General features: G+C 38.9%; 4 protein-coding genes and 1 tRNA gene. 2 read left to right on the plus strand and 3 right to left on the minus strand.

Annotation, left to right across the window (positions count from 1 at the left end; all coding sequences use genetic code 11):
• Together E1176_RS08320 and E1176_RS08325 are read right to left on the minus strand one after the other, a co-directional pair.
• Positions 1-533: DUF6503 family protein (locus E1176_RS08320; RefSeq protein ID WP_155210149.1), on the minus strand; the 533-nt coding region annotated here is incomplete at its 3' end.
• A 103-nt stretch (positions 534-636) separates the two neighbouring features.
• Positions 637-1,401, minus strand: coding sequence for an ATP-binding protein (locus E1176_RS08325; RefSeq protein WP_155210150.1), 765 nt, complete (start codon positions 1,399-1,401; stop codon positions 637-639).
• 215 nt (positions 1,402-1,616) lie between these two features.
• Here E1176_RS08325 and E1176_RS08330 point away from each other — a divergent pair, with 215 nt between their 5' ends.
• Positions 1,617-2,189 (plus strand): redoxin domain-containing protein, encoded by a 573-nt coding sequence (locus E1176_RS08330; RefSeq protein WP_155210151.1) that lies wholly within the window; start codon positions 1,617-1,619, stop codon positions 2,187-2,189.
• A 145-nt stretch (positions 2,190-2,334) separates the two neighbouring features.
• Positions 2,335-6,204, plus strand: a complete 3,870-nt coding sequence (locus E1176_RS08335; protein WP_155210152.1) for an AsmA family protein — start codon at positions 2,335-2,337, stop codon at positions 6,202-6,204.
• Between the two features lie 81 nt (positions 6,205-6,285).
• Here the strand turns inward: E1176_RS08335 and E1176_RS08340 are convergent.
• Positions 6,286-6,358: transfer RNA gene (locus tag E1176_RS08340), tRNA-Lys, on the minus strand.
• Between the last annotated feature and the right edge of the window lie 77 nt (positions 6,359-6,435).

Here is a 6,435-nt window from a genome sequence, read left to right on the forward strand (position 1 = left end):
CCATCATTGGCACTCTCATCGTGATAAAACTGATAGGCTTCCAATGCATAATTGGTTGGGTTTATGTAAAAATACCATATGTCTGACCCGACTTCTCCAGCGTATGTTACTTTTAGTCGGTAATACTCTTTATCCTGAAACTTCGTAAGTGGTGCTAAAGAATCCAGTTGTGCGCCTTCGTCTTCTAGTTTCATCGGTAAGCCGTATAGGTAAGTATAATAATCGCGATACATTTTGGTGCGATCGCAGGTCAATTTGTGCTTTTCTTTCTCTTCTTGTGTAAACTCACTTTTACCATTAAGTGATATTTTGCAATCACCCTTATCAAGTTGTCTTTCAATACTTGTATTGCCTTTAATCTCTACCAATCTAAAGAATTGATTGGGTTTATCTATGGTAACCATACTGTGCCTGCTTGGTCCTTCGGGCATTTGAAGTGTGATATCTAAAGTAGCCTGAAATTTTGGCCACACACCCTGAGGGTCATGGTAGTCGATTGATTTAGAAAGAATGGATGCCGAGTTTTGAGCCAATAATGGCGAGCATAAAAAAAGGCAGATGATTAATGAGGCAGTTTTCATAAATCAAATATATACCTTTTACTTGTTGCCGAAAAGGTATTGGGTTGGCAGCCTTCTAAGACAACGGATCAGCGTTTTTCTTTATCACCTGGTTGTCGGTAAGTTTTATTGTAAATGTGGTGCCCTCGCCTTCTTTACTTTCTACTTCAAGATAACCTCCCATGGCATTGAGGTTTTTCTTTACAAGATATAAACCCATCCCATGTCCATCATTGGTGTCACTTACCCTAAAATCTTTTTCGAATATAAACGGGATGAGTTCTTTTTTAATGCCAATTCCATTATCGGTAATCTTGGCAATTATACCCATCTCTCTTCGGCAAACACTAAAGATGATTATGTTGTGGTCAGCCTTAGGATTTCTATACTTTATGGCATTTTCGATCAGGTTTTGAAAAACACTCTGCAGTCGCACTGTATCACCCCAGTAGTGAAGGTCATCTTCAACCCGGGTAATAAACTTTGTGTTTTTATAACCATCTACGCCCTCAAGAGATTCTTTCGCCTTTTCTATAATAGCTCTAAAGTCAACCTCCTCGATATCGCTGTTAAAACTCCCAGTTCGTTTTAGTATGTCTTCAACTTTACCCTGTAACCTACCATTAGACTCGATAGCTTTTTCCAGTATCTCTCTCAGTTCTCTATTATTATCACTTTTGAGCAGTGCTAATTCAAGCAAACCTTTAACCTGTGCTATAGGGCTTTGTATATCATGCGCAACCATTGACAAACCGGCTTCCAGCTTGTTCATCTGCTCATCTCTGAGCATCTTTTTGATTAATATTTCTTCAGATTCATCGACCATCTTCAACTGATGCACATAAATGTTGCCAAATCACAATTGTGCGTTACTGCAAAAAGAAACCTATAAGCTTATTTTTTACTTCGGGCATTTTTTTCCCCATTGTGGAGGTATTACCAACGTGAAACGGAAGAATAAGTTAAAAATTTTTGACCGCTATACATAATATTTTTGTCAAGATAAGAACTATATGAGTCACTTATTTCGTATATCAATCCACGATACATACGCACATGATACAGAAAAATATAACAGCCCCTTTTTTCAAAGCAAAAGACATCTTTGACAGAGAAATAAACCTCAACGACTATCGAGATAAAAAAATATTGATAGGCTTTTTCAGACATGCCGGTTGTCCTTTTTGCAACTTAAGAGTTCATAACCTCACCAAAATACATGAGGAAATGAAAGCCGCAGGTTTGGAGATGATTTTCTTTTTTGAATCTACAGAAAGGGTTCTATTAAGAAGCACTTTTCACAAAGAAGTCTCCCCTATTCCGCTTATAGCGGACCCTGAAAAGGTTCACTACTCGGCCTATGGTATAGAAAGCTCTGGTAAAAAATCCGCCATCAGTCACATGACTTCATTTGTGCAGACGGCCATTAAAGCTAAAAAAGTGGGTGTGCCCATGCACATGATGGCAGAGGATGAATCTATCAAAACCATGCCTGCCGAATTTTTGATCGACAAAGGACTAGTGGTGAAAAGTGTTCATTATTCTGATCGATTAAATCATCGTATGGACATCTCCGATATTAAGGATTTTGCTTACGCAAAAGAAACAGAAAGCGCTCCGATTTCATAGCTCTCCATAACTTCATCCCGGTAGGATTGTATTGAGATATGACTTATTATAGCATTGGGTTTGCTACCTGATGTATATAAACGTGATAGGCTCAATTAAAAATATCATTAAACGCTACCGTTGGCTCCTGGTTTCAATTGCTATATTGAGCGCATTTGCAATATTTATACATCTCTATGGGCGCTCAATTATCAATGAATTCATACAGCGCTATGTAGCATTAGAGTCAAAAAACAACTACACACTTACGTATGAATCTTTCGATTTTGAGCCTTTTGCTGGACAAATTACACTGCACGAGGCTAAACTAACTCCCAAAGAAACTGCTGATTCGTTATTGCTACCGACTCGCTATCGCATTGAGTTGAGAAAGATGGAGGTAACACTTCAGGAGGTGCTTGCTGTGTATACGGATAGGAAAGTACACATAAGCGGAATTACCGTATACGACCCGGTAGTAGAATTTATTAAAGAGAAAGATACTGAGACTGAAATAACTCTTGATTTAGGAAACCTGTATTTATCACTTTCAGATTATATTGAAGTGTTGCAAATCGATGAGTTTGAGATTGAGTCCGGCAGCTTTATACACAACCCATCAGGGCAACAATTTGATGGCATTAATTTCTACCTCGAAAGTTTTGTACTTGACTCTACCGATGCCAAAAACGAAATTTTCTACTCCGAAAAAATAGAGATCAGCCTTGATCAGCAATCATTTATATTACCAGACAGCCTGCATGCATTTAGTTTTGAAAGCCTGGTAATGTCTACTGCAGATTCTGTGTTGTCTTTTAAGGAAGCCACTATCAAACCCCTCGACAGTTTGAGTACGGAAGTAGAATTAAGGTATGACATACACGTACCATCGTTAGATCTTGTAGGCATTGATTATTTAAAAGCTTATAAAGATAAGCAGCTAATCATTGATAGTCTCAAGCTCCAGAACCCGGAGATTGCTATTTCCGGAAGTAAGCCCACCAGAGATAAAAAGCGCAAAAAAGCTTCATCTGTCTTTTCAGGACACAGTATCGGTGTTTTACTCATAGAGCAAGCCCAATTAAGCTATAAAAATGAGACTTCGTTTCATATAGATCAAGTGAACCTTAAGATCCTTGATGTTGCACTCGATGAGTCATTTGACCTGGAGAAACAATGGTTTAGTGCTGCAAACGCCAATATGAGTGTACTGAGTATGCTGAAAACAGATAGCTCATTTATTAAAGTTGATTCAGTTTCAGCTTCTTCATCAAAAAATTCTGTGCTAATAAATGGTCTTTCTATAGGCACTAAAGACAGCGTTGATCATACCCAGTTTCTACTTACTACCTTGGCTTTAGACGGTATTGATATTGTAGATGCCATCAAGAAAAAATCAGTAGTAGCGAAACGAATGCACATCTATCAACCTCAAGTAAAAATACCGACTGACATAGGTGGTGGTGTCGATCAATCGGTAAAGCTTAGTGTAGACTCTGCCTACCGCACCCTACAACCATTTATCAACAAAATACAAAGCGACAGTCTGGTGATAGAAAAAGGCCAGCTCACTGCCGGGAATTTTTCAATTAAGAATTTTAGCTTTCAATCAGATGCTTTTCTCTTTGATGAAAGCGTTGAGAGTTGGCAAAACATAACCAAAAATGAAAATTTGAATGCCACAGTTGTACTCAATAAATATCCTTATAGAATCACAGGTCAAGTAAACTACATTGAAGAGCTACAGCATATTCTTCTTGAAAACCCCACAATAAACCATTTAGAGAACGACTCGCTTTCTATCACCGCATCTCGGATAGATAGTTATGGTATTTCGCTTGATGATTTTCTTTCTGACCCATATCCGCAATCAGACTCGGTGGTAATCAGCGAACCAAATATCGATTGGGCCATATCGAATGCGAGCAACAACTCCATGACAATGGGTATGTTTCTTGGTAAAGTAAGCATCAAAAACGGTTCTGTCATTTTACGTATGGATGGCGGGCAAATTGAAGGAGATTCGATTTTCTTTCAGTTGCAGAATACCATAGATGACACGCTTCGCTATCATAGCCTTCATGCAGGTGAAATCCGGTATACCAATTCTTCTCAGAATGTTAAAATAAGGAATCTGGCTTATGAGGAGTCTGATGCTTCTTTTTCAATGGATAAAGTGAAAGTCGACACCGATGATTTTAAACTAAGTATTCCTCAGATCGCTGCCACAGGTTGGGACCAAAATCTATGGAATGACAAGGGTGCGTTAAAACTGGATCAATTAACAATAAACCGGCCTTTGCTTACCGGAGAAACTTACGACCAATCTCAAAGTGACACCATTTCTTTTCCTTTTAAGATTGCCATTCAGCGTATTGAAATTAAGGATGGTCAGGCTTTCTATAAAAGCAACACAGGAGACTCTATCGATTTAGCCCTTAAATCTATAAATCTTCAATTGTCAGAGTTTGACAGTGACAATGCGCTTTTAGAAAATGAAGAGATTCTTTTTAGCAGAGACGCATCTTTAAATCTGTCAGAAAGCACCATCGGCCCTAAAAACACTACCGTAAAATTCTCTAATCTGGATTATAATTCAAGCAAAGGATTGATCACTATTAGCGATATAAGTCAGCTTAATAAAAATCAACCCTCTCCTTTCTTAATAGAAAAAGCACTTTTTAAGGACTTGGACCTTCAAGCATTAAAAAATGATCAGCTTATTGCCGAAAATATTACAATAGATGGGGCTGAATTCACGCTAAGGAGTGATAGCTCTCAAAACAGGCAAGGGCAACAATTTGAGCTTCCATTTGAAACAGTTTCTGTAGGTCACCTTGACCTTAATAAAAGCTCATTTACCGTTACATCTCAAAGAAGCAAACCCGCTTTGAATTTGGACCATTTAGACCTTGATATTCATAATTTAGAATCTAATGGTAATACATCACTTTCTGAGCTACTTTCTTCTAATCAAAGCTTGAGCGTACAAGGCAAGAACTTTTTTTATCCGGTCGAAGCGAGCAACTATTTGTTAAAAGTTGGAGATTACGCTTACGATCATGAGTTAAAAGCTGTCCGACTCAGTCAAATAGCATTAGAGCCTCAACTAGACAGACTGGCTTATAGCACTACACTCACCTATCAGAAAGATTGGTTTGACGTGAGCCTGGAGCACCTCAATGTAAGTGACTTCGATTTGGAGGCTTTGTTACAAACTGAGCTCGTAGACTTAGGCATAGTAGAGTTAGAAGGACTCAGAGCAGAGGTTTTTAGAGATAAACACTTGCCGTTTGACGAAACCCAAAGAAGGCCTTTGCCGCAAACAATGCTCAAACAACTCGACTTGCTCCTAAAAATAGATACCATTAAGGTAAAAGGAGACATTACCTACAGCGAAAGGCCCGGCTCCACACAAAACATAGCTTCTGTGGGCTTCACAAACCTTGACGGAAGAATCATCAATCTTGCTACACGAGATTCGCTGTTTCGTTTACCGATGTATTTGCAGGCCACGGGCACGCTACTCGGGTCTGGAGACTTTTCAGCTCATGTATCATTTGCAATGGACGACCCAAAAGATGCCTTTAAATTTAGAGGCAGGGTTGGCCCCATGGATCTGACTACCATGACTCGTTTGTTGCGACCTATTGCTAACATCAAAATAAAGAGCGGTGTAGCCAAGGAAACACATTTTGTATTTGACGGGAACAATGAATTAGCAACAGGCACTATGAATTTAAGGTACAACAAACTAAACATTGCTATTCTCGACAAAGACACAAAAGAGATCAGAGGCTTTACTCAAAACTTAAAAACGTTCTTTGCCAATACGTTCGTGATAAGAAAGTCAAACCCTCGTCTACTCAGTTTTAGGGATGGCACTATATTTTATGAGCGTGATAAGAAAAGGGCAATATTCAACTTTTGGAGTAAAACCATTTTGAGTGGTGCCGTTACAAGTGTAGGCATCAACCGCACCAAGCGTAACTTATTGCGCTATAAGAGAGAGCATCCGGAAGAGGCTGAAGATTAAATTAGAGAAAGACCCTGTTACTTTTATCTCAGATTGATTTTAAACAAAAAAACCCAAGCGTTTCTGCTCGGGTTTTCGGTGTGATCCCGCTGGGGCTCGAACCCAGGACCCTCTCCTTAAAAGGGAGATGCTCTACCAACTGAGCTACGGAATCTTCAATAAAAATCCATTGAAATTGGCCTTTGTTTCGTGCCTTGTTTTTCAATGGAGATGCAAAAGTAATATACGAGA

This window comes from Fulvivirga aurantia (genome assembly GCF_009711475.1).
GTDB classification, from domain to species: Bacteria; Bacteroidota; Bacteroidia; order Cytophagales; family Cyclobacteriaceae; genus Fulvivirga; species Fulvivirga aurantia.